The sequence below is a fragment of the Pseudomonas sp. FFUP_PS_473 genome, assembly GCF_002858665.1.
Classification (GTDB): domain Bacteria; phylum Pseudomonadota; class Gammaproteobacteria; order Pseudomonadales; family Pseudomonadaceae; genus Aquipseudomonas; species Aquipseudomonas defluvii.
The window spans coordinates 13,539-36,985 of the sequence record NZ_PJQQ01000005.1; the positions used below are offsets into that span (position 1 = coordinate 13,539).

The window sequence follows — 23,447 nt, forward strand, 5'->3', positions numbered from 1 at the left end:
CGACCATGGATCTTCGCGGTAAACACATCACCGTTCATGACATGTGCCTGCGCGATGGCATGCACCCCAAGCGTCATCAGATCAGCCTGCAACAGATGAAAGACATTGCCTGCGGCCTGGATGCAGCTGGCGTCCCGCTGATCGAAGTCACCCACGGCGACGGCCTGGGCGGCAGCTCGGTCAACTACGGCTTTCCCGCGCACAGCGACGAGGCCTACCTGTCGGCCGTCATCCCGCTGATGAAGCGGGCCAAGGTCTCGGCCCTGCTGCTGCCGGGGATCGGCACCGTCGACCACCTTAAGATGGCCCATGAGCTGGGCGTCAACACCATTCGCGTAGCCACCCACTGCACTGAAGCAGACGTCAGCGAGCAGCATATTTCCCACGCCCGCAGCCTGGGCATGGACACAGTCGGTTTCCTGATGATGGCCCACATGAACAGCCCGGAAGGCCTGGTCAAGCAGGGCAAGCTGATGGAAAGCTACGGTGCCAACTGCATCTACCTGACCGACTCGGCAGGCTACTTGCTGCCCCATGACGTCAGCGTCCGGGTGGCGGCAATGCGTGCGGCACTGAAACCGGAAACCGAGATCGGCTTCCATGGCCACCACAACCTGTCGATGGGCGTGTCCAACTCGATCGCCGCCATCGCCGCCGGGGCCACCCGCATTGACGCCGCCTGTGCCGGCCTCGGCGCAGGCGCCGGCAATACACCCATGGAAGTACTGGTCGCGGTCTGCGACCGCATGGGCATCGAGACCGGTGTCAGTGTTTTCGGCATCCAGGACGTGGCCGAAGACCTGGTCGTACCTATCATGGACTTCCCGATCCGCAGCGACCGCGATGCACTGACCATGGGCTATGCCGGGGTCTATGGCTCGTTCCTGCTGTTTGCCAAGCGGGCCGAGAAGAAGTACGGCGTCTCGGCGCGGGAAATCCTCGTCGAAATGGGCCGTCGCGGCATGGTGGGTGGCCAGGAGGACATGATCGAGGACACCGCCATGACCCTCGCCCGGCAACGCCGCCACGCCTGAGTCACTGGGTATCGGCTGATCCTGCACCTACGTTATTGGCGACCTGAGTCGCCAATAACTTCACATCAAGGTGTCAATACATCAAGCGTTCAACGCCAGTCGGCAACGATGCCATGCTCCAGTGCAAACGGCTGCGCAGCGATGGTTCGACGCTGGTAACGAGGCGCCTGTTCTGCCGTCGCCAACCAGAGCATCACCTCGGCAGGAACCTGCGGCGGCGCACTGCCGGCACGCAAGGCGATCACGCCCTTGTCACCAATGGTCGCCTTGAGTGCGTCGGTCGTCACCACACCCGGGTTGAGGGTGTAAGCACACACACCGGCTTCCCCCAGCTCTACCGAGAGGATACCGGACAGGCGCGATACCGCCGCCTTGCCGGCGCCATAGGCGTACCCCCAACCGCCCTTGCCGGCCGCCACGGGCGGGTCACTCTCGCCGGCCCCGGAGGTGACGTTGATCACCACGCCAGTGCCCTGCTCGGCCATGTGCTCGACCACTGCCCGGGTCAACAGGAACGGCGTCAGGATGTAGCCCTTGTACATCCGCTCCAGCGTTTCCGGCTGCAGGCTCATGAAGCCCGCATTAAGGTCACTGCCCTGGTAGATTGCGTTGTTGATCAGCACATCGATCCGCCCATACTCGGCCAGCACCGCCTCACAGGCGCCGATGGCCGAGGCACTGTCGAGCAGGTCCATGGGCACGACCAGTACCCGCCGCCCCAGTGCCCGGATCGCTTCGGCGGTGCCGTTGAGGCTGCCGGGAAGCGGCGCGCCTGCAGCGTCGCGCAGGGCGTGCGGGTGCTGCTCACCTTCGTCGAGGGTGCGCGCACTGATCGCCAGGTCGAAGCCGGCCCGCGCGAACGCCAATGCCGCTTCGCGACCGATGCCACGGCTGGCGCCGGTAATGAATGCCACCTTGCTCATGAGGAGTCCTTTTAGAAACGCTGCGGGCGAACCATGGCGTCCATGCCGCCATCGATGAACACCACGCTGCCATGGATGAACGCGGCTTGCCTAGACTGCAGGAACGCCACCAGTGCGGCAATTTCCTGCGGATGCCCGGCACGGCCCAAGGGCGCAACGAACTCCCGTACCGCTTTGCCGAAACGTGCATCGTCGAGCGATGCCTGATGCAGCGGGGTTTCCACCGCCCCCGGTGCCACCACGTTCAAGCGAATACCCTTGCTTGCCCAACTGGATGAAGTACGCCGGGCATGGTGGGTGATTGCATACTTGGAGCAGGCATAGGCCACATGGGGCTGACCAAGGGCATTGGCCAGTTCCAGCGCATTGGCTTCATCACCGGCGAGCATCGCCTCGGTCATCGCCTGCTGATCGGCACCGGTCTGGGTCGCGGCCACCGAGCCAATCACCAACGCAGCCGGGCTGTCACCCTTGGCCAAAGCCCCGGCCAGGCCACTCAGCAACTGGCTGACGCCGAAGTAGTTGACCGCCAGGATCAACCCGCAGGACGGGGCCGTTACCCCGACACCCGCACAACAGACCAGGCCGTCGAGTACCCCGTCGCTGAGCTCGAGTACCTGGGCAATCGCGGCCTCGCGGCCTTGGGGCGTTGAAAGGTCGGCGAGCACCTCGGCATTGCTGCGGTCGATTCCGATGACACGATGTCCGGCGGCGCGTAACGCAGTGCTCACCGCGGCACCGATTCCCGAAGCGCTGCCGCTGATAGCTGTAACTGGCATAGGTATTCTCCGTGATAGGTTCGGGCAGTATCGAGAGACCGACCACGAGGCTGCATCGTCTGTGCGGACTAAGGGTGTTCAGGCTCGTGGTGGCGCCGGGCGACTGCCTGCCGCCCGGAAACAGAATGGCGACTCACGCCTGACGGGCAGCTACCGCCAGCTGTGGCGGTGGAACCTTGAGTTTTTCAACAGCCTTGAGGGCGACCTTGGGCTTGCCCAGCGCCACGACACTGTTGAGCATGATGCGCACCAGTTCGGTCTGCCGGCGCACGCCGGTCTTGGAGAAAATCGAACGCAGATGGGCACGCGCGGTGTTACGCCGGATGTTCAGCACCTCGGCCGCTTCCTCCAGGGACAAACCGTTGGCCAACTCCATTGCCAGGGCAGTCTCGGCCCTGGTCAGGTTGAACAACTGCTTGGTCACCACTTCACTGGCCAGCGATTTGCTCGCGGCGTCGCGGATATACACCAGCGCGGCGGGCTGGCCCTTCTCTTCCGCCCAGTCCAGCGAGGGAATCGACTCGACCACCAGGCCCAGGTTGACCAGCCCGGACGGCCGCGTAACAGACATCGCTTCGGCACTCTTGGGGGCATCCGGGGAAAATGCGGCACGAATCAGCCGTTGCAGCTCGCGATTGTCACTTGGGTAGCTGGCCTCAAGGCGGCCGCCGACCAACTTCAGCCCATCGGCGTTGGCGAGGATGTCCTGGGCGACCGGGTTGACACGCAGCACACTGCCGCTTTCATCCAGCACCAGGGTTGCCACCGACAGCCGACTGATTGCCTGGGAATACAGCTCGCTCAACGACTCGCTGCGGTCCAGCAAGTTATGCACCTGTAGCGCCCGCCGCAGGTGTGGCAAGAACACGCCGCACAACGCGCGTTCGTTGGCCGAGAAGTTGGGTGCGTGCTTGGGACGGGTAATGCGAAAGCGCAACTTGCCGCCGTCCGGGGTGGAAATATCGGCCCCCATCACGTGGTACACCCCTTGCGGGCCGCAGAACATCTTGAAGTAGGCACTGTGCTCCCATTCCGCGGACGTCATGACGTCGTCGACCGTGAACACGTAGTCCAGCGGCTGGTTGGCAAACGGGGTATTGGTCTGGGGGTAGGTCATGTAGCTGACGTCGCCGGCCCCTTCGATGTCGCCGGCGATGATCATCACACCCATGTCCGGTTGGTCCGGCACCCGCAGGATCAGTGTGACGTAGTTGGCGTCGTAGAGCGTACGGAAGCTCTTGAGAGCACGCGCCATCAACTTTGGGTCGAGGGCACCTTCATAGACTTCCCCAACCAGGCGGTCGTATTCGCTCAGGTCAAGGCCGACGCTGGCCAAAACCTCATGGGTCAAGACAGCACTTACCATAGTCTTCTCCGCGCACGGGTAAGGCACAATGACCTTCCCTTGTTATTTTTATAATTTCGGCTTGAGGGCAGCACGCCCCCTTTTTGACTACACGCGACTTGCACAGGCCTGCAACAGGGCCCGCGCCACAGTCTCCCTGTCCACTACGTACTCCACAATAGGTGTTGACCTTTTATTTTTAGTTACTAAATGTCTAAATGCCATCGCGGGCAAGCCCGCTCCAACAGAGCCCGCGCCAGCCTGTAGGAGCCGGGCTTGCCCGCGATGCAAGCACCGCGAACTTACTGGCACTACACCGATGCCATCGCGGGCAAGCACGCTCCTACAAGAGCTTTTGCCGGCTCACTGGACCTGGGCCACGGGACTTTCCGTGGCAACCAACCGGCGCCCACGGTTGAACCAGGCCGCCAGCGCCGGTAGCAGGAATATGGCCCCCAAGACGTTCACCAGGAACATGAAGGACAACAGCACGCCCATGTCTGCCTGAAACTTCAGCGGCGCAAACGCCCAGGTGCACACACCAATCGACATGGTCAAGGCCGTGAACACTGCAGCCGTGCCCCGTTGGCACATCGCCTCGTAGAACGCCTCGCGCAGGTTCGCACCACCGGCCATTTCGTGTTGGATACGTTCATACAGGTAGATCCCGTAATCGACACCCACACCCACACCCAGCGCCATCACCGGCAAGGTCGCGACTTTCAGGCCAATGCCCAGCATCGCCATCAGTGCGTTGCAGAGGATCGCTACAATCGCCAGGGGGACGAGAATGCACAGTACGGCGCGGACCGAGAGGAAGGTCAGCCAGCAGAACAGCGCCACCGAACCAAAGAGTGCCGCCAACATGATGATCTCCGCCCGTTTCACCGCCTCATTGGATGCCGCCATCACACCCACGTTTCCGCCCGCCAGGAGAAACGCCACCTGCGGGGTGCGAACCTCGGCGATGATGCGCTTGGCTTCATTGATCGCATGGGCCACCGTGGCCCCTTCGTGGTCGGCCAGGAACACCAGGATCTGCATTTGCTGGCAGCCGTCGGTCACCAACCCGTCGTCCGGCATGTAGGCCCGTGCGCCTTGGCTCAGGCCGCGTGCTGAACCTGGGATCGCCGCCCAGCGCGGGTTGCCTTCGTTGTTACCGGCAATGACCCGTTTGCCCATGCCGGCGACACTCTGGACCGACTGCACACCGGTGACAGCGCGCATGCGGAAATCGAAGGCTTCTACCGCGCGCATCACTTCCGGCGACAAGCACCCTTCTTCGATGCCCTGGACCTCGACAAACACTGACATTACGTCGAGGCCGATCGAATAGCTGTCGACAATCTTGCGGTTGTCCTGGTTGTAGCGCGAGTCGGCCCTGAGCTCCGGCGCGCCTGCACCGATATCGCCCACCGCTAGGTCACGTGCCTTGTAGGCGCCGGCCACCAGCAGCAACAGGCTGATGGCGAACACACTCAGTGCAGGTCCCGGCTCGGCCAGCGCAGACAACCGCCACCACAGGCGATGCCTGCCGGCCTGACGGGTTTGCGCCCGTCGCAGCAACCCGGGCTCCAGCCGCAGGTAGGAGATGATCACCGGCAGCATCAGCTTGTTGGTGATGATCATCAGCATCACGCCGATACAGGCGGTCACACCCAGTTCATGCACGATCGGGATATCGATCAACATGATCACCGCAAAACCCAGGGCATTCATCAACAGCGCCAGGGAGCCGGGAATGAAGATTTTGCAGAATGCCGAATGCGCGGCCCGCAACGAATCGCTACCCGCCACCACATCCTGCTTCCAGGCATTGGTCATCTGCACGGCATGGGACACACCGATGGAGAAAATCAGGAACGGCACCAGGATCGACATCGGATCAATGCCAAGCCCCAACAGCGGCAACAGGCCAAGCAACCAGACCACCGGCAGCAACGCCACCACCAATGCAACCACGGTCAGGCGCAAAGAGCGCGAATAGAGCCAAAGCAGCAGCCCGGTAATGACGAAGGCGATCACAAAGAAGCCGATGACCGTGTTCAACCCCTCGACCACATCACCGACCAGCTTGGCGAAACCGACAATGTTGATTTCGATCTGCTCATTGCTGTACTTGTCGCGGAGCTCTTCAAGACGGCGGGCAACCTCGGCATATTTCACCGGTTCGCCGGTCTGCGGGTCGATATCCTGCAGGTCGGCACGCACCATGGCCGACTTCAGGTCGTTGGCCAACAAGCGCCCGATCTGCCCGGACGCGGCGGCATTGCTGCGTACCTGAGCCAGGTCCTGTTCGGTGCCGCTGAAGCGTGGCGGTACGACCACATCACCGAAAAAACCCTCCTCGGTGATTTCGATGTAGCGTACGTTGGTGGTGAACAACGAGGTGACGCTGGCGCGACTGACCCCGGAGATGAAGAACACATCGTCGGTCACCTTGCGCAAGGTGTCGAGGAACACCGGGTTATAGATATCCCCCTCGCCTTTCCAATGCACGCTGACCAGGAAACGGTTGGCACCGGTGAAGTACTGGCTGAACTTCAGGAAGTTGACCATGTACGCGTGTCGCACCGGAATCTGCTTGTTGAAGCCGGGGTCCAGTTGCGTGTGGGTAGCGCTGTAACCCAGGCCTGCGGTCACCAGCACAAACAGCACTAACAACCCCTTGCGCCATGCCATCAGCCGATCCGCGACTGCTTCGACGCTGTGCGTCACCCAGCTTTTAGCTTGTTTCATTGCCCGCCTCTCATTTACCTAGGGCGGCAACGCTGCCACCAGAACCCTGGAGTAACCCGCGCTCACCACCGACCAGCAGACGCGAACCGACCATCGTCGCCGAGGTCAAGGTACCGAGGCCGGCCAAGCGACTGACACCAACCAGCGCACCCCGAGCATCCAGCCGAACGACCGAGCTGCCAGCTCCGACGATCACCAGGCCAGAGTGGTCGGGCAACAGCACATGCCCGTAGAGCGGCAGTTGGTTACCGACGTTGACCTGTGCCCAGCTATCACCGAAGTCGTGGCTGACGAATACATGGCCGCGCATGCCATAGGTCACCCAATGCTCTGGGCTCAGGCGCACGATGCCGAACAACGAACCGCTGTAAAATGCAGGCAGGGTCTGCCAATGCTTGCCGCCATCGCGGGTACGCAGCACCAGGCCTTGCTCGCCGACCAACATCCTTCGGCCATCAGGGCCGCCGTCCATGCTGTTGAGGTGCGCGCTGTCGACATCAAGTGCCAGCTTGCGCCAACTCAGCCCGGCATCATCGGACTGATAGAACTTACCGAAGCTGCCGAACGCCAGGACACTCTCGTCACCGGCCGCCCAGATACCCAGCAGCGGCTCGCCCAATTCGTTGTCGTAGCGCATTTCCTGCCAGTGGCTACCGGCATCCTCGGAGCGCAGGATCCAACCGTCGTGCCCGACCGCCAGTAGGCGTTGCTCACCCAGTGCCACCAAGGCAGTCAGCGCGACATCACGTTGCCGGTCGACACTGGCCTGCTGCCAACTCACACCCTGGTCGTCGCTGAACAGGATGCTGCCGCGTTCGCCCACGGCCACGACACGTGTCCCCAGGCTGAGCAAACCGTTGATTTGAACCCGGTCCGAACGCAGCGCGACTTTCGCCTGCTCGGGCTCGGTTTTGGGGGAAAAGGTAAACAGGATGGTCAGCCCGACAACCAGGCAGACCAGGTATCCGATCACTGAGCGCATGAGGGACGCTCCTGTTCGTGACACGCGTGCAAAGTAGGGGTCATTGGGCCAATCCTCTTGTTCTTGTATGGCGCCACGCCTTGGGTCGCAGCGAGCTAAGTGGGCATTGCCTAGGGGGGATACTCAGGTGTAGGGCCGTTTGAAACATCGTCCAAACGGCTTAAAAAATGGCGTGAATGGCGTATGTCGGAAATGCGCTGCAAAGGCGCACGGCAATGCCGCCCACAGCCTTGCCGTGGGCGCAGGACGGGCACGATCAGGCCCGGTAGAGAATCACCAGATCGTTGATGACCGACGGCCGTTCATGACCGACGACATGGGTGTTGAGCTCCAATGTCAGTTGGGTGCCTCTGGCAAGCAGTTCGACCTGCTTGACCCGCGCCCGCGAATGGATACGCGAACCCGCTGGCACGGGCGCCGGGAAGCGCAAACGGTCGGAGCCATAGTTGATCTGGGTAGTGAACCCTGTGATCTCGAAACCCAGCGCCAGCTTCATCCGCGACTGCAACACCTGCACCAAGGCGCCGTGGGCGATGGTGCCGCCGAACGGGCTCTGCAGACGAGCACGCTCAGGGTCGGTATGGATCCAGTAGTCGTCGCCAGACAACTGCGCAAAGGCATCGATCAGGGCCTGATCCACCACGATGCTGTTGCTCCAGTCACTGAACTGTTCACTGACCAGCGCCTGCAGACTCGCAGCATCGTTGAAATCGATCTTGCGTGGCTCGGGTTGCGAGTGCGTCGGTGCCGGTTCGCTGTCGACGGCGGGCAAGCGTTCAAGGCTGGCAGCCTCCTTGTCCAGGCCGGTGAAGCGCAACAAGCGATTGCCCTTGGCGTCGACCTCGGCAAACACCGGTTTCAAGCGCATGCCGATGTGTATTTCGTCTTCAGCCAGGCCGACCAGGTTGGTGTTGATGCGCACACCTTCGGCCAACTCGACAACCGCCAGTTTCTGCGGCATTTCATCCATGAAATCGGGCAAGGTGGGAATGCGCGTCAGCGTGTAACTGTACAGCGTCGCGCTGCCCTCGACCTCGCGCCAGGCCAGCTCATGAGCCATGCAGGCGGGACAATGCCGACGCGGGTAGAAAATCCAGTGCGCACAGGCTGTGCATTGCTGAATCAGTAAGCGCCGGGCCTTCAGGCCTTCCCAGAACGGTGCGGAAATTTCCGTCGGTACAGGCATCGGTTTATTGTTGGACATGGTGCTTATGCTCCCTGAAGTATCAATGCGCCCTGCTCACTCATCACGCCGCCGGTACCGGAGACATAGACGCTGTCACAGCGTCCAAGCTGACGTTCGCCGGCCGAACCGGCGATTTGCGTCACCGCCTCGATCACCTGGGACATGCCGCCGGCCGAACCGGCCTGACCGAAACTGAGCTGCCCGCCGTGGGTATTCATCGGAAAATCACCCCGCCAGGTCAGGTCATGCTCTCGCACAAACGCCATGCCCTCGCCCTTGCCACAGAAACCTGCATCCTCAAGGGTCAGCAACGCGGTGATGGTGTAGCAGTCGTAAATCTGCGCGGCGTCGACATCGGTCGGTTTGAGCCCGGCCATCTCGAAGGCCCGTCGCGACGCTGGCCCAATCGGCGTGTGGATCATGTCTGCCGCATAGGACGGCGACTTGAAGGCCAGGTGTTCGCCAAAACCGGTAATGAATGCAGGCCGCTTGCGCGCCCGTGCCGCGACTTCCTTGGAAGCGATGATCATTGCCGCACCGCCAGCCACGGGCATGACGATTTCCAGTATGTGCAGGGGATCGGCAACCATTTTGCTCGCCAGCACCTGCTCAATGGTCAACGGCTGGCCATAGAACATGGCCTGCGGGTTGGCCTGGGCGTTGGTGCGCTGATCCACGGCGATCTTGGCCATCGCCACCGGATCGTAGCCGTACTGGGCGGCATACCGCTGGGCAATCATGGCGTAACCGGTGTTCTGGCCCATGTGCCCGTAGGGCAGGTCAAACTCAGCCTCCGGCGCACCGAACGCCGTGCTGTGGCCACCAAAGCGCATGGCCCTGGCCATCCAGCTCGGGTCTTCATCCGGGCCCAGCGGTGCCATGCGTGCAGGCAGTACGCACAGTACCGCCTGGCACAACCCCAGTTCGATGGCTGCGGCAGCGCGCCAGACCATACCCACCGAAGTACAGCCGCCGAGGTCCACCACTTCGGCAAAATTCAGCCGCAACCCCAGGTACTCGGCGGCCATTGCCGGGACGAACACCGACGCCTCATGAAACTGCGGGCCGTTGATCACCAGCCCGTCTAGGTCTTCAGCCCTGAGCCCCGCATCGCGCAGAGCCTGGGCCGCCAGGTCGGCGACTTGTTCAAGGTGAAACATCTTCGGCGCAGTCACGTACTTCTCCGGTTTGTACTGCGCGGTGCCAATAATGGCTGCATGCCCTTTGAGCCCCATAGTGCCTCCACTCCGAAGCACCGGGCTTCGGACATTTCCAAGTGATGGTTAAGGCCCGAGGCAGGCAACCTGCCCCGGACCTGAGTGGTCAAGACGAAACAGCCGGGATCAGAAGGTGTACTTCATCGAGAACGTGGCGTAGTCACGGTCGGCAAATGGCCGCTTGATCGCATCCGCTGCGCCCAGGTAGCTGGTCACGTTCATGCCGACTTCCAGGTTGCCCAGGTACTTGAATGTGGTACCGATACTCATGCGGCGGTCGCCCTGAACGCCGGAAATGCTGCCGGCCATCGGGGTCGAGCCACTGAATACGTTGGAAAAGCGCACGGGCACTTCAAGGTCCCAGCCCTGGAAAACGCCCGGGTAGCTGAACGAGGCGCCCAGGGTGTAGGCGCTGGCCGATTTGGTGCGCCAGGCCGAACTGGTCTTGTAGGTGTAGTCATCCGACTCCCCAACCAACGGTGCCAGCGAAGGCAACAGGTTCACGCCTTGCAGATTGCCCGCGGCCGAAGTGGATTCGACGCTGTCGACCAGCACGTGAACAATCTCCGCCGTCAGGCTGGTCTGGCTGGCCCATGGCCGATCGCCGAGAATGCGGATCGCCGACAGTTGCATCTGTTGGCCCTTGCCCTTGGCCGGTACCGGCCCGAGGCCAGTGTTGACCATGACCGGCGCACCGTCGCGATAGGACCACTCGGCACCGACCTGGGTATCACCCAGCTTGGTCGAGGCGCTGATACCGGTCAGCTTGATGTCTTCGAAATACTTCACCCGGTAGCCGTTGGGCGTGAAGGCATAGAGGCCGCCACCCACGGGCAACGGGTCATACCCCACCAGCGCAGTGGCCGGGTTCTTGTCGTGGTAGTTGACGTGAAACAGCGACAATTCAAGAGCCGGTACGGGGCGGTAGCGAACCTGTACCCCCCACTGCCCACCGTCGCGAGGCTCGTCGGTACCACGGTAGGCAACCTTGCCGCCTTGGGTGATGATGAATTCGCGGCCCGGGCCGACGACGTCACTGCCAGACAGGTAGCTGCCCACTGGCGGCAACTCGGTGCCTTTCCATTCGTACTGCACATAAGCGCCAAAGGTAAGGCTTGGATTCAACCGATAGGACCCGGAGAACTGCCCTACCGGCAACAGGATTTCCTTGACCTCAACGCCCGGCTGCGCCGCCTTTACCGCGTCGGAGGGGTTCTGTACGCCGTTGACGCCGGGGTAGTAAAGGCTCTCGCCCCAGGACTCGATATGGCGGCCCGCCTTGACGTCGAGCATGGAGTCATTGTCAAAGCGCCAGCCACTGAATACGTAGGCATCCAGCAAACGCGTGCGACCACCACTGTAGTAACGGGTATCACTGGTAAATTCGTCATTACGCCCGGCCTTGTTGACGGTCGCGGGCGAATCGTTGTCGTTTTCCTGGTGGTAGACATCATCGTAGAAGGTACTGCCGCGCACGACGGCACCGTAGTTGTCCTTGCGCAGGATCATCTCACCCAGCGCACCCACACGGTTGGTGGTCAGGCTGCCGCGATCGAAGTTGCGGTTGGCATCGTCAGCGTTGACCCCAAGCAAGCGATCATTCTGATCGTTAAGGCGCACGCCCACGCCATAGCTGGTGGTTACCGACCAGTCGAGGGTCGTGCCGTTATCAAACTCGATCGTCTCCCCAGACCATACCGGTGTCGAAACCAAAGCGATGGCCGCCGTCAGGCTGACTGCCTGAACACCTCGCGAACCAAGGCCAGTACAATTATTGTTGTTCTTATCGATCACACTGACTCTCCTCAAGGGCAACCGGTTGGCCGCCTGGAATGTTGAACATTGCCGCTGCACCGGCCGCTCAAAACACCACGAGCGGGGTGACAGCAGGTGCCCCCTGCGGGGAACGCCGATACTGGTGAAGCCCGCGGTGTTCCTCCCGCAACAGCGACCCTTCGGCCACGAGGTAGTTGGCATGCGCCAACGTTTCTCCCAGCGCCATCAGTTCGTCGAAACGACCTGAAAGCTTCGGGAACAACACAGCCATCAGTTCGAGCGCACTACGCGGCTCCTCACAGCTGGCCAACAGCAGCGCCAGGTGCGCCTGGTGATGGGCCTGTAACTGGTCCAGGCGCTGATGCAGGTTGAAGAACGGCCGTTCATGGGCCGGCAGAACCAGAACGCTGTCCGGTAAGCCACGCAAGCGTTCAAGGGAGGCCAGCCAGTCGCGCAGCGGATCGGCTTCCGGCTCAGTGGCATGCACGCCGACCGTCGGGGTGATGCGCGGCAACACCTGATCCCCGGAAATGAGCAGCCCATCCTCTTCAGCAAACAGGCAGGCATGTTCGGGCGAGTGCCCGCGACCGACCACTACCTGCCAGAGGCGACCGCCGATGCGCAGGTGGCTGCCGTCGCGCAAGCGCCGGTAACTGTTGAAATGCGCGGGACGGAAATGCCCGTTCTGGATCACCTCGTACATCTGGGCGGCCTGCTCGCTGCTGAAACCGGCCTTGCGGTAGAACGCCAGGAAGTCCCAGCCGGGCGGCTGATCAGAGGGGACGCTGACGTACAACGACTGGTATTCACAGGCGGTCATGTACACCGGGCAGCGAAAGCGTTCGGCCAGCCAGGCGGCGACACCGGCATGGTCGGAGTGATAATGCGTGCAGACCACCGCCAGCAGCGGCAGCCCCGCACACGCTTCACTCAAGACGCGCTCCCAGACCTCGCGGGTTTGCGCGGTGTTCATGCCGGTATCCACCGCTACCCAGCCATCGCCATGACGCAGCAGATAGAGGTTGATATGGTCCAGACGAAACGGCAGCGGCATACGCAGCCAGAGCACCCCCGGCGCGACTTCACAGACCTGCCCGGCGGCCGGGGCCTGCGGCCACGGGTAGCGCAGGCCGCTGCGCAGCTCATGGCCGTTCGGGTCCAGATCAGCCATGATGCGCACCTGCGAACGGCGCCAGGCCGACTCGCGCCAACACCTCTGGCGAATAGGGCTGGTAGGTTCGCGTGCTTTCATCACGAATGAACAACGGATCACTGCAGGCAATCGGGCAATAGCCCTGGCGCTGCAAATCAACCTTGCGCAGCTTGAAGGTGCTGGTCAGGTCCGCCGCCGCGGTCACACGTACGAACACTGGCGCGGCGTAACGCGGCAGGCACGCTTCAGTGAGTGCGTACAAGGCCTCGGGCTGGAAAACTTGCCCCGGCTGCATCAGCACTGCGGCCATGCCCGCACGCCCCTCATGCCCCGGTACCTGCACACCGTAGATATTGATCAGTTCAAGGCCCGGCAGATCCCCCAGGGCATCGGCGACTTCCTGGGTGGAGACGTTCTCGCTCTTCCAGCGGAAGGTGTCGCCGATACGGTCCACGAAATAGCAGTAGCCATCGGCGTCCTCGCGCAACAAGTCGCCCGAACTCCAGTAGGCATCACCTTCGCGAAAGACATTGCGGCGGATCTTGCTCTCGGTGGCCTCGGTCGAGGTATAGCCTTCGAAGCGCCCACCGCCGATATCCGGATGATCGACGATGAACCCCATGGCTTCACCCACTTCGCCGACCTCGCAGAGCTGATAGAAGCCATTCTCGTCGCGCGGATGACAGTCATTTTCGACATCGAAGCGCACCAGCCGCAGGTTGGTCTTGTTCCAGTCAGGTATACGCCCGCACGAACCGATATAGTTGTCGACATTGATCAGGTTGGTGTTGGCTTCGGTGGCACCCCAGCCCTCGAAAACCTGGATCGGTCCAAAACGTTCAATCCAGCGTTGCCACGACTCAGGTGTCAGGCCGGCACCGAGCATGCAGCGCAGGCTATGTTCGCGTTCACCCGGTACAACCGGCCGGTTGAGCAGGTAGCGGCAGATTTCGCCAATGTACTGGAAGACGCTGATACGGTGACGGGCGACATCGCTCCAGAACTCACGCACGCTGAACTTGCGACGCACGACGATGCTCGCGCCGGCACGTAGCGCGGTCGAGGTCACCGAGGTGGCGGCGGCCCCGTGGTACAGCGGCAGGCAACAATAGAACACGTCGTCGCAGGTGGCCTGCAGCGTTACCTCCATCACATCGCCAGACGACATCCAGCGCATATGGCTGTAACGGGCGGCCTTGGGTAACCCGGTGGTACCCGAGGTAAAAATCAGCAAGGTCGGGGCCTGGGCCTCGATGTCCGCACGCACATCGCGGGGGAAGGCACTGCGTGGCGCACTGTCCAGGCGCGCAGCGAAATGCCCGTCGACCCCCTTGGGAAGCGCCTCGGGCCATGGGTTCTCTGGGTCGCGTACCAGCCAGTAGGGCAGCTCAGGCAGGCCCTCGGTAACCTGGACATTGGCCAGGCACTCTTCCCCGACCACCAGTGCCTTGGCCCCGGTAGTTTCCAGCGCATGCAACAGGGGCCGGCCATTGACCTGGGTGTTGATGAACGCAACCACCACCCCCAGCTTGACCAGGCCAAACCAGGTGCAGAAGAACGCCGGGCGGTTTTCCATCACGATGGCACAGACATCACCGGCACGCAGGCCGTTGGCGTAAAAGGTATGGGCCATCTGGTTGGCGCGCGCATCGACTTCGGCGTAGCTGAGGATTTCGTCGCCATAGATCAGAAACGCCCGATCGGCATGACGAATGGCTTGCTGCTCGAGCCGATCGGCCAGGGTGTAGTGGTCACGGGGTTTGATCTGCGCGCTGGCTACCGAACGTCGATCCAGAATCGCCTGGGTCTGTTCACGGGGCACAGGGCAGCTCGGCAGGACGCTGGCCAGGTTACTCAAGCTCATGGCGTCACCTCCAGTGCATCGGCCTGATAGACGGGGTAGTCGGTATAGCCACGAGGGCCAGAGGTGTAGAGGGTCTTGCGGTCAAACCCGGCCAACGGCAAGCCGTGCTTCAAGCGCTCGACCAGGTCGGGGTTGGCAATGAAGTGTCGACCGAAGGAGACCGCTGCGCCCTCGCCCGCTTCCAGCGCGGCGCGGGCCGAAGCGCCATCAAAACCGTCGTTGAGAATCAGCCCATGGGCGCTATGCTCGCGCGCCAAGGCAAAGGCATCGAGCCCCGCCACCGGTGAACGCATGATGTGCAGGTAGGCCAGGCCCAGCGGTGCCACGGCGGCGCAGAGTGCGACAGCGGTGCCTGCCGGGTCGAGGTCGTCGATATCGTTATAGGGGTTGCCCGGGCACATCCGAAAGCCCACACGGCCAGCGCCAATCGCTGCGGCCATGGCCTCGATCACGTCCTTGGCAAACCGTACCCGGTTGCTCGCCGAACCGCCGTAGGCATCGGTACGCTGGTTGCTGCCCGAGGCCATGAACTGCATCGGCAGGTAGCCGCTGGTGCAATGCAACTCGACGCCATCGAAACCGGCTTCACGCGCATTCAACGCTGCCTGACGGTAGTCTTCGATCACCGCGGCGATGCCTTCCAGGGTCAACGCCTGCGGGCTATCGGTGTCCACCAGGCCAACGGCATCACTGAACACTTGAGTGCGTGCGCGCACCGCCGACGGGCCCACGGTAGCCGCACCGCCGGGTTTGTTGTAATGGCTGGCAGCGCGCCCCACATGCATCAGTTGCAGTACGATGCGACCGCCTTGGTCATGCACCGCACGGGTCACCTGGCGCCAGGCGGCAATCTGTTCGCCGGTGTAGATCGCCGGTGTACGGCAATAGCCCAGGCCACTGGCCGATGGCGCCGTACCCTCGGCAACAATCAACCCGGCGCTGGCACGCTGGCGGTAGTACTCGACCATGTCGGCACTTGGCACCGCACCGGCATCGGCACGACTGCGGGTCATCGGCGCCATGACGATACGATTGGCCAGCTGCAGTTCGCCGAGGCACACCGGCTCGAACAAGATGCTCATGTCAGCTCCTTAACGTCTTATTGTTTCCGGCGATGCCAAGCGGCTCACCGCAAGGTGGCCAGGGATTGCGCAGAACCGGATATGGGCTGAATGATTCACCTTGAACGCAACTGAAACATCGTCCGACAAGACTAGATTTACCGGCCTGGACATCGCAGCCAAATGCCCGCAACTACGGGAAAAATGGTCTGAACGGACGATGAAAAAACAGCCGGATGCACTGACGATCAAGCCCACTAGAACAAGACCGGGAGCACCCGCAGTGAACGCATCCAACCCCGTGACATGGCGAACGCATTACGCGCTTTTCGTGCTCGCCAGCATCTACGTTTTCAACTACATCGACCGCCAGTTGATGGCGATTCTGATCGAACCGGTGAAGCTCGAATTCGGCATATCGGACACCGGCATCGGCTTGTTGTCGGGCGTGACCTTCGCGGTGTTCTATACGGTTTTTGGCTTCCCTTTGGGGCGCCTGTCGGATCGCATCGGGCGTAAACCGGTCATTGCCTTCAGCTGCATTGCCTGGAGCCTGATGACCATGCTCTGCGGCATGGCTGGCAGCTTTCTGACGCTGGTATTGGCACGGATCGGCGTCGCTGTCGGTGAAGCCGGCGGTACCGCGCCTTCAGTGGCGATGGTTTCGGACCTGTACCCGGCACGCCGCCGCTCGACAGCACTGGCCGTGCTGATGCTGGGCTCAAGCCTGGGTGCGATTGTCGGCCTCGGCCTGGGCGGCTGGATTGCCCAGCACCATGGCTGGCGCTACGCCTTCTTGCTGATCGGCGCCCCCGGTATCTTCCTTGGCCTGCTCCTGCTGTTGACCGTACGCGCGCCAAAACCTGCGCTGCCGCCAGCGCACCTGAACAAGGCTGCACTGCAGCAGGAAGGCTGGCTCAAGACGCTGGTCGAGTTGTTCCAGATGCCATCATTCCTGTGGCTGGTGCTCACCGGCGGTGCGGCGGCCATTGCCGGGTATGCGATTGGTACCTGGAGCCCGAGTTTCCTCATTCGCTCCCATGGCCTGAACCTGCAGGAGGCTGGGTTCCTGGTCGGCGTGGTCGGCGGCACCGGCTCAACTATCGGCACCCTGACCTGCGGCCTGCTGACCGACCGAATGGCACGGCGCGATGTCGGCTGGCAAATCGGTGTACCCCTGTTGGGCACGCTGATCAGCATCCCCTTTGCACTGGCCTATTTCCTCTGGCCACAAGGCGTTGCCTTCCATATCGGCAGCATCGCCGTACCGCAAGCGTTCCTGTTCTACAGTGCGTTCGGGTTCTTCGGTGTCTGGTGGGCGACGCCCTGCCTGAGCGCGATCACCCACCTGTTTCCGGCCTCGCGACTGGCCCAGGCCACCGCTATTTTTGTGATGTCGATGACCTTGCTCGGTGTTGGTGTCGGTCCGCTGCTGATTGGCATGCTCAGTGATTTCTTCATCCCGACCCTGGGCGGCGAGTCGCTGCGCTATGCACTCGCCTCTTCCGTCTCGCTGCTGGTGCTGGCGGCGGTTTTCCTGGCGCTGGCACTGCCGCGTTATCGACAGCAGTTGAAGCAAACGGCGCTGGCTGTCCCTCCCGCACAAGCCGTTACCGCCTGACGGCATCAGGTACGCACGCGAACCGAGTTGAGACTATCGCAGGCAAGCCTGGCACACGGGGCCAAGTCAGGATCACAGGCTCAAGGCCAGGCTCAGGCTGACGTTGCGCGGATCACCCGGCATGATCCACGCTGCGTTGTAGCTGCGCTCGTAATAGGTGCGGTCGAACAGGTTGTTGAGGTTCAAACCGAGCGTAAGGTTCTCCGTCGCCTTGTAATGGGCCAACAGATCGACCGTGCTGTAACCAGGCAAGCGGAAATCGCTGCCAGCAAGGCCCGAGCGCTCACCTACATAGTTGGCCGCCACCCCCATGTCAGAACCGCGCAAGGCACCGTCCTGGAACTCATACACCGCCATCAGGCTGCCGCTATGCCGGGGGATACCCAGCAAGTCGCTGCCCTTGGGCACGCTGTCATCGCCCTTGGTGACTTCGGCGTCGATGTAGGCATAGGCGCCAATCACGCGCACGGCATCGCTCAACTGGCCACTGAACTGCGCATCCAAGCCCTGGCTGCGTGCCTTGCCCGCCGCGATGCTGTCGCCATTGGCATCGGTGGTGATGACGTTTTCCTTGTCGATCTGGAACAACGCAATCGTCGCGCCCAAACGGCTGTCGAACAGGTCGAGCTTGACCCCGGTTTCATAACCCAGGCCTTTCTCCGGCTTGTAGACCTCGCCCTGGGTGCCCATGCCGTTAGGCTTGAACGAGGTCGATGCGTTGGCGAACACCCCCACCTGCGGTGTCAGCTGATACAACAGGCCCACCCGAGGCGTAACGGCATCTTTTTCCTGGGTGTTACTGACCTGCGTTGCTCGGTTCTGAGCGGTCTGCTCGATATGTTCAAGACGTACGCCGAGCAACCCCCGCAGCCGTTCGGTGAAAACGATCTGGTCCTGCAGGTTCAGGGCGTAACTTTCGGTGCGCTCGAAGAAGTCGTTGGCCTTGACGATGGCAGGTTTGGGTTGGCCATACACCGGGTTGTAAACATCCAGGCCATAGTCCAGGGTCGTAGCGCTTTGCGGGTACTTCTGGCTGTTGCGGTAGTTCTCGTACTCCAGGCCAATCAGTGTCTGGTGTTGCCAATTGCCCACATCGAAACGGCCATGCAGTTCTGCCTGGGTGATGTTGTCGTTCCATTCAAAATTCCGCTGACGGTAGAACCGGCTGATGGCCGTTCCCACCACCCGTGAAGCTTCCGAGCTGTCACCGTTGAGGGTGCCCTGGGTGTAATGGTTGGCCAGCCGCAGCTTCCAACTGTCATTGAGGTAATGTTCCAGCGCCAAGTCCAGCGTCTGATTGTCATTGCGGATACGGCCATCGTTGGGTTCACCCAGGAAGGTCGAACGCTTTACTGAACCCAGTTCGTTGTTCACGGCCGCAATACCACGGTCGAACACCGACTCGGTACGGGAGAATTCCGTATCGACGAACAGTTGCGTGTCCGGGTTGAGCTGCCAACTCAGCGACGGGCTGACGATCCGCCGCTGGCTGTCGACATGGTCACGGAAGCTGCCGTTGTCTTCCACCGCCAGGTTAACCCGCGACAGCAGCGAACCATCGTCGTTGAGCGGGGTGTTCACATCCAGGCTGCTGCGGTAGCGGTCCCAACTGCCGGCACTGGCCTTGAAGCGGGTGAAGGCTTCGGCCTCGGGCCGTTTGGTCACGATGTTCACCAAGCCGCCGGGGTCACCTCGCCCATACAGGCTGGCAGCAGGCCCCTTGAGCACTTCGATACGCTCGATACTTGAGGTATCCGGCGCGCTGTAGCTGCCCCGGTTGACGGCAAAACCATTCTTGTACAACTCGCCGGTGGTGAAGCCCCGCACGCTGTAGTTGAGGAAGGTCAAGCCACCAAAATTGTTCTGCCGCGATACACCCCCGGCAAAATCCAGTGCGCGATCAATGCGGGTGCTGTTGAGGTCATCGAGCACTTGGGCGGGTACCACACTGATGCTCTGCGGGGTGTCGCGGATGTCGGTATCGGTCTTGGTCGCGGTGCTGGAGCGCGTGGCCCGATAACCCTGTACCGGGCCATCGGCACGCTCTTCAAAACGACTGTCACTGACGGTGACGGCATCGAGGACGATGGTTTGTTCGGCAGTGACAGGCACGCTCAACAGGCCTGCGGACAGACCAAGGTACAACCTTCCTAGCGGGTGATTCATGGGGGCTCCTTTATTAACTATGTAATAACATAACAATAAAGCGAGCAATATCCTACTGCTTAGCGAGAATCATTTACTGGAAGGAGGGTATCGCGGTGAGTGCCTGCCGCATTGCTGCAGGCACTGGGCTGGCGTGCCGGGGATGATCAGTCTTCAAGCGGCTTGGGCGGCGCTGCCGGTTTTGCTGGCTTCGCCGGTTTTACCGGTTTGCCCTCTTTGCCCTCCTTGCCTGGCGCAGCCTCTGTCACGACAGGTGTCGTCGTAACCATTTCTTTCTCGCTGGCCGGCAACTGATCGATGGTGGTGAAAAGCTCCTTGGGCTCAACCGTACCAATGCGCTCGAGCTTTTTCTCGCCATCCTTGCCCATCAGAATCACCTTGGTACCCACGCTGGCACCCAGCTTGAGCTCGCGAATCAAGGCCATGGTGGTTTGCGGGTCCATGTTCTTGCCGTCGCGTTGACCGATGGTATTGGCGATAGTGAACAGCACCATGTTGCGCTCAGTGAACGCCTGACGGTTGGCCGGTTCATCCAGGGCCTTTTTCAGGCTGACCAGCGTCGGGTCTACTGTACTGGGCGCAATGATGATCAAGGGTCGGGTTCTACCCCGCTCCAGAGCGAGGGGGCCGTCACTGTCAGCGGCCATCAAGGGGCAGGCAACAGCCAGCAGGGTGGCAAGGGTCAGTGAACGAGTGAGCATACGCATCTCCTTCTTGTTTCAATGCTCCATAGGCTACGAATCCTGACGAAAGATCCGACCTGCGAGCCTAAACGACTGTACCGACCATGTACGCAAGACAACGGTAACCTCCGATGACCAAGCCCCACCCGACGTGCTATGAAAGGCTGAATCCATTGAACCAGAGGATAGCTGATGGTCCGCACTTTGCTGCCGTCCATCGGCTCGCAGCATCGAGTTTCATCTAATCCACGCGAAGGCACCCGCGTTAGAACAACCCCATCTGTCGGTCAATCAAGGCACTGAAGCTATCGCCCACAAACGGCAGGATTGCATCGGCGATCGGCTGCAGCTGCTTGGTCAGGTAATGGTCGTAATCGATCATCGCGTTGCGGTTTTCCAAGGGTTCAGGCCCGGCCAAGGTGATCACGTAGCTGATCCAGCCACCATTCTGATACTGGCGTGGACGCCCCTGACGGTCGTTGTAGTCATCAGCCAGGCGCGCGGCACGCACGTGCGGCGGGACGTTACGCTGATAGTCCGCCAAGGGTCGACGCAGGCGCTTGCGGTAGATCAGTTGCTCATCCCGTTCACCCGCCAGCGTCTGCCGCACATAGTCACGCAGATAAGCCTGGTAAGGCTCGCGCAGAAAGATGCGCTGGTAGAGCTCCTGCTGGAACTGCCGGGCCAGCGGCGACCAATCGGTACGCACGGTTTCCAGGCCCTTGAAGACCATCTCGTCACGCCCGTCTGCACGGCGCACCAAGCCGGCATAGCGCTTCTTGCTGCCCTCCTCGGCACCTCGGATAGTCGGCATCAGAAAGCGTTGGTAGTGGGTTTCAAACTGCAACTCCAAAGCGCTTGTCAGGCCGTACTCTGCCTGCAGGTGTGCTTGCCACCACAGGTTGACCTGCTGCACCAGGCGTCGGCCGATGGCCGTTGCATCCTCTTCACTGTGCGTGCGCTTGAGCCAGACGAAGGTCGAGTCGGTATCGCCATAGATCACTTCATACCCCTGGGCCTCGATCAGCTCGCGGGTGCGACGCATGATTTCATGACCGCGCATTGTGATCGACGATGCCAGCCGTGGGTCGAAGAACCGGCAACCACTGGAGCCGAGTACCCCGTAGAACGCGTTCATGATGATTTTCAAGGCTTGGGACAACGGAGCGTTGCGCTCGCGCTTGGCCGCTTCACGCCCCTGCCACACCCGCTCGACAATCGAGGGCAGGCAATGCCGGGTACGCGAAAAACGCGCCCCCCGAAAACCTGGCACCGACGTGGCATCGCCGGGTTCGCGCAGGCCCTCGACCAAGCCGATCGGGTCGATCAGGAACGTGCGGATGATCGACGGGTACAGACTCTTGTAATCGAGCACCAGCACCGACTCGTACAAGCCCGGGCGCGAGTCCATGACAAAGCCGCCCGGGCTGGCTTCGTCCGGACGGCCACCAAGGTTGGGCGCCACGAACCCCTGGCGGTGCATCAGCGGCATGTACAGGTGACAGAACGCCGCCACCGAGCCGCCACTGCGGTCCGCGGGCAAGCCGGTGACGCTGGCACGCTCCAGCAGGAAGGTGAGCAATTCGGTTTTGGCGAAAATCCGTGTCACCAGTTCGCAGTCCTTGAGGTTGTAGCGCGCCAGAGCCGGCTTGTCCTCGGCAAACATGCGATTGATTTCGTCCATGCGCTGATAAGGCGTGTCGATTGCCTTGCCCTCGCCGAGCAAGGTCTGGGCAACGTTTTCCAGGCTGAACGACGGAAAGCTCCAGGTCGCCGAACGCAACGCTTCGATGCCGTCGATGATCAAGCGCCCTGCGGCACCGGCAAAAAAATGAGAACGACTGCCGTGCTCGCGCCACTCCATCGGCTCGCCTCCACGCCCGAGGATCAAAGGGACCTTCAGCCTTTGAGCATGCTCATGGAGTACACGCAGGTCGAACTGCACCAGGTTCCAGCCAATGATCGCGTCAGGGTCGTGACGGGCCAACCAGGTATTCAGCCGCTCAAGCAATTGCGCACGGCTGGCACAATACTCCAAGGCAAAATCCACGGTCTGGTCGTCGCCATTGGCCGGCCCCAGCATGTACACCTGACGCTGGCCACAGCCTTCCAGTGCAATGGAGTACAGCTCACCGCGTTCGGTGGTTTCGATATCCAGCGATACCAGCTTCAACTGCGGGCGGTAGCCTGATTCGGGCTTGAGCTGAGCATCCTGCCATACACCGCTGGCGTCGACGCGCCCGGCGAAACTCACCGGCGCGGTGATGAAGCGCTCCATAAGGTAGCGCTCCGGCGGACGAACATCGGCTTCCAACAGTTCAATGCCGGCCGCACGCAAGCGCTTGTCCAGTTGCATCAACTGACGGTGGTGGCGGCAATACAGGCCCAGTACAGGGCGGTGCTGGAAGTCACAGAGGTCCAGCGGGCGCAGTTCGACCTCTCGCTCGCCAGCCAGCAAGGCCTCGACGCGGTCTCGCTGCTCGGCCAGGACAAAGGCCACGGAGGTTTGCACCGGCAGCCGCACCTGGCGTGGGCCGGCATCGGTCGCCAGCCAGAATTCCACCAGGGTGCCGTCTGGCGTATCCCGCCAATGCCGGGTCAGGACGAAGCCCTGTTGTAAATCCACCGCTGCAACCCCTGAACTGAATCGTGAGCGTCGATTCTACCCGAGCTGTCACCCGCTCCGGCGTGTCCTCTGCGCTTAACCGCAACGATGTCGATAACACGGCCCTGCGGCCGCTTGCCGACAAGGTGCATGACAGGGCATAAGGCATCACTTCAGCTGTCTGCCTGCAGCCGCTAGAATAGCGAGCATCAGGTAACGCCCTTTCCACTGCTGGACCATCGGATCGACCCATGCATACCGTCGTCGGCTCATCTGCTTCGCTCTGGCGTGTACACGTCGAGCACTCATCCCT

At 61.6% G+C, this 23,447-nt stretch carries 16 protein-coding genes; 2 read left to right on the forward strand and 14 right to left on the reverse strand.

Annotation, left to right across the window (positions count from 1 at the left end; all coding sequences use genetic code 11):
* Positions 1-5: 5 nt before the first annotated feature.
* On the forward strand, positions 6-1,034 hold the full coding sequence (gene dmpG, locus CYD26_RS04610) for a 4-hydroxy-2-oxovalerate aldolase (protein ID WP_102051894.1): 1,029 nt from the start codon (positions 6-8) through the stop codon (positions 1,032-1,034).
* Between the two features lie 89 nt (positions 1,035-1,123).
* Here the strand turns inward: dmpG and CYD26_RS04615 are convergent, their stop codons facing one another.
* From CYD26_RS04615 to CYD26_RS04665, 11 genes are all read right to left on the reverse strand, one after another.
* The gene (locus CYD26_RS04615; RefSeq protein ID WP_065761218.1) at positions 1,124-1,957 is read right to left on the reverse strand and encodes an SDR family NAD(P)-dependent oxidoreductase; all 834 of its coding nucleotides are present in this window, start codon (positions 1,955-1,957) and stop codon (positions 1,124-1,126) included.
* An 11-nt stretch (positions 1,958-1,968) separates the two neighbouring features.
* Complete coding sequence (locus CYD26_RS04620; protein WP_099775148.1) at positions 1,969-2,736, reverse strand: SDR family oxidoreductase; 768 nt, start codon at positions 2,734-2,736, stop codon at positions 1,969-1,971.
* A gap of 133 nt (positions 2,737-2,869) precedes the next feature.
* On the reverse strand, positions 2,870-4,102 hold the full coding sequence (locus CYD26_RS04625; RefSeq protein ID WP_099775149.1) for a helix-turn-helix transcriptional regulator: 1,233 nt from the start codon (positions 4,100-4,102) through the stop codon (positions 2,870-2,872).
* A gap of 342 nt (positions 4,103-4,444) precedes the next feature.
* A complete protein-coding gene (locus tag CYD26_RS04630; protein ID WP_099775150.1) occupies positions 4,445-6,820 on the reverse strand; it encodes an RND family transporter in 2,376 nt (791 codons plus the stop codon).
* 10 nt (positions 6,821-6,830) lie between these two features.
* Positions 6,831-7,802 (reverse strand): YCF48-related protein, encoded by a 972-nt coding sequence (locus CYD26_RS04635; protein ID WP_065758669.1) that lies wholly within the window; start codon positions 7,800-7,802, stop codon positions 6,831-6,833.
* Positions 7,803-8,058: 256 nt separating this feature from the next.
* Entirely contained in the window at positions 8,059-9,006 is a 948-nt protein-coding gene (locus CYD26_RS04640; RefSeq protein ID WP_102051895.1) for an OB-fold domain-containing protein, read from the reverse strand.
* Positions 9,007-9,011: 5 nt separating this feature from the next.
* Positions 9,012-10,223 carry a thiolase family protein gene (locus CYD26_RS04645; protein WP_102051896.1) on the reverse strand — a complete coding sequence of 404 codons (1,212 nt, stop codon included), beginning with the start codon at positions 10,221-10,223 and terminating at the stop codon, positions 9,012-9,014.
* Between the two features lie 108 nt (positions 10,224-10,331).
* A complete protein-coding gene (locus CYD26_RS04650) occupies positions 10,332-11,999 on the reverse strand; it encodes a DUF1302 domain-containing protein (RefSeq protein ID WP_102051897.1) in 1,668 nt (555 codons plus the stop codon).
* A gap of 67 nt (positions 12,000-12,066) precedes the next feature.
* Positions 12,067-13,152, reverse strand: a complete 1,086-nt coding sequence (locus CYD26_RS04655; protein WP_102051898.1) for an MBL fold metallo-hydrolase — start codon at positions 13,150-13,152, stop codon at positions 12,067-12,069.
* Entirely contained in the window at positions 13,145-14,998 is a 1,854-nt protein-coding gene (locus tag CYD26_RS04660; protein ID WP_102051899.1) for a long-chain-acyl-CoA synthetase, read from the reverse strand. The genes CYD26_RS04655 and CYD26_RS04660 overlap by 8 nt, the downstream gene beginning before the upstream one ends.
* Positions 14,995-16,080, reverse strand: a complete 1,086-nt coding sequence (locus CYD26_RS04665; RefSeq protein ID WP_102051900.1) for an alkene reductase — start codon at positions 16,078-16,080, stop codon at positions 14,995-14,997. Before CYD26_RS04665 ends, CYD26_RS04660 begins: the two co-directional genes overlap by 4 nt.
* Positions 16,081-16,342: 262 nt before the next feature.
* Here CYD26_RS04665 and CYD26_RS04670 point away from each other — a divergent pair, with 262 nt between their 5' ends.
* The gene (locus CYD26_RS04670) at positions 16,343-17,680 is read left to right on the forward strand and encodes an MFS transporter (protein WP_065758663.1); all 1,338 of its coding nucleotides are present in this window, start codon (positions 16,343-16,345) and stop codon (positions 17,678-17,680) included.
* A gap of 72 nt (positions 17,681-17,752) precedes the next feature.
* Here the strand turns inward: CYD26_RS04670 and CYD26_RS04675 are convergent, their stop codons facing one another.
* The 3 genes from CYD26_RS04675 to CYD26_RS04685 form a co-directional block, all read right to left on the reverse strand.
* On the reverse strand, positions 17,753-19,846 hold the full coding sequence (locus CYD26_RS04675; protein ID WP_102051901.1) for a TonB-dependent siderophore receptor: 2,094 nt from the start codon (positions 19,844-19,846) through the stop codon (positions 17,753-17,755).
* A 146-nt stretch (positions 19,847-19,992) separates the two neighbouring features.
* Positions 19,993-20,547, reverse strand: coding sequence for a DUF4174 domain-containing protein (locus tag CYD26_RS04680; RefSeq protein ID WP_102051902.1), 555 nt, complete (start codon positions 20,545-20,547; stop codon positions 19,993-19,995).
* Between the two features lie 247 nt (positions 20,548-20,794).
* On the reverse strand, positions 20,795-23,155 hold the full coding sequence (locus tag CYD26_RS04685) for a DNA polymerase II (protein ID WP_102051903.1): 2,361 nt from the start codon (positions 23,153-23,155) through the stop codon (positions 20,795-20,797).
* Positions 23,156-23,447: the final 292 nt, after the last annotated feature.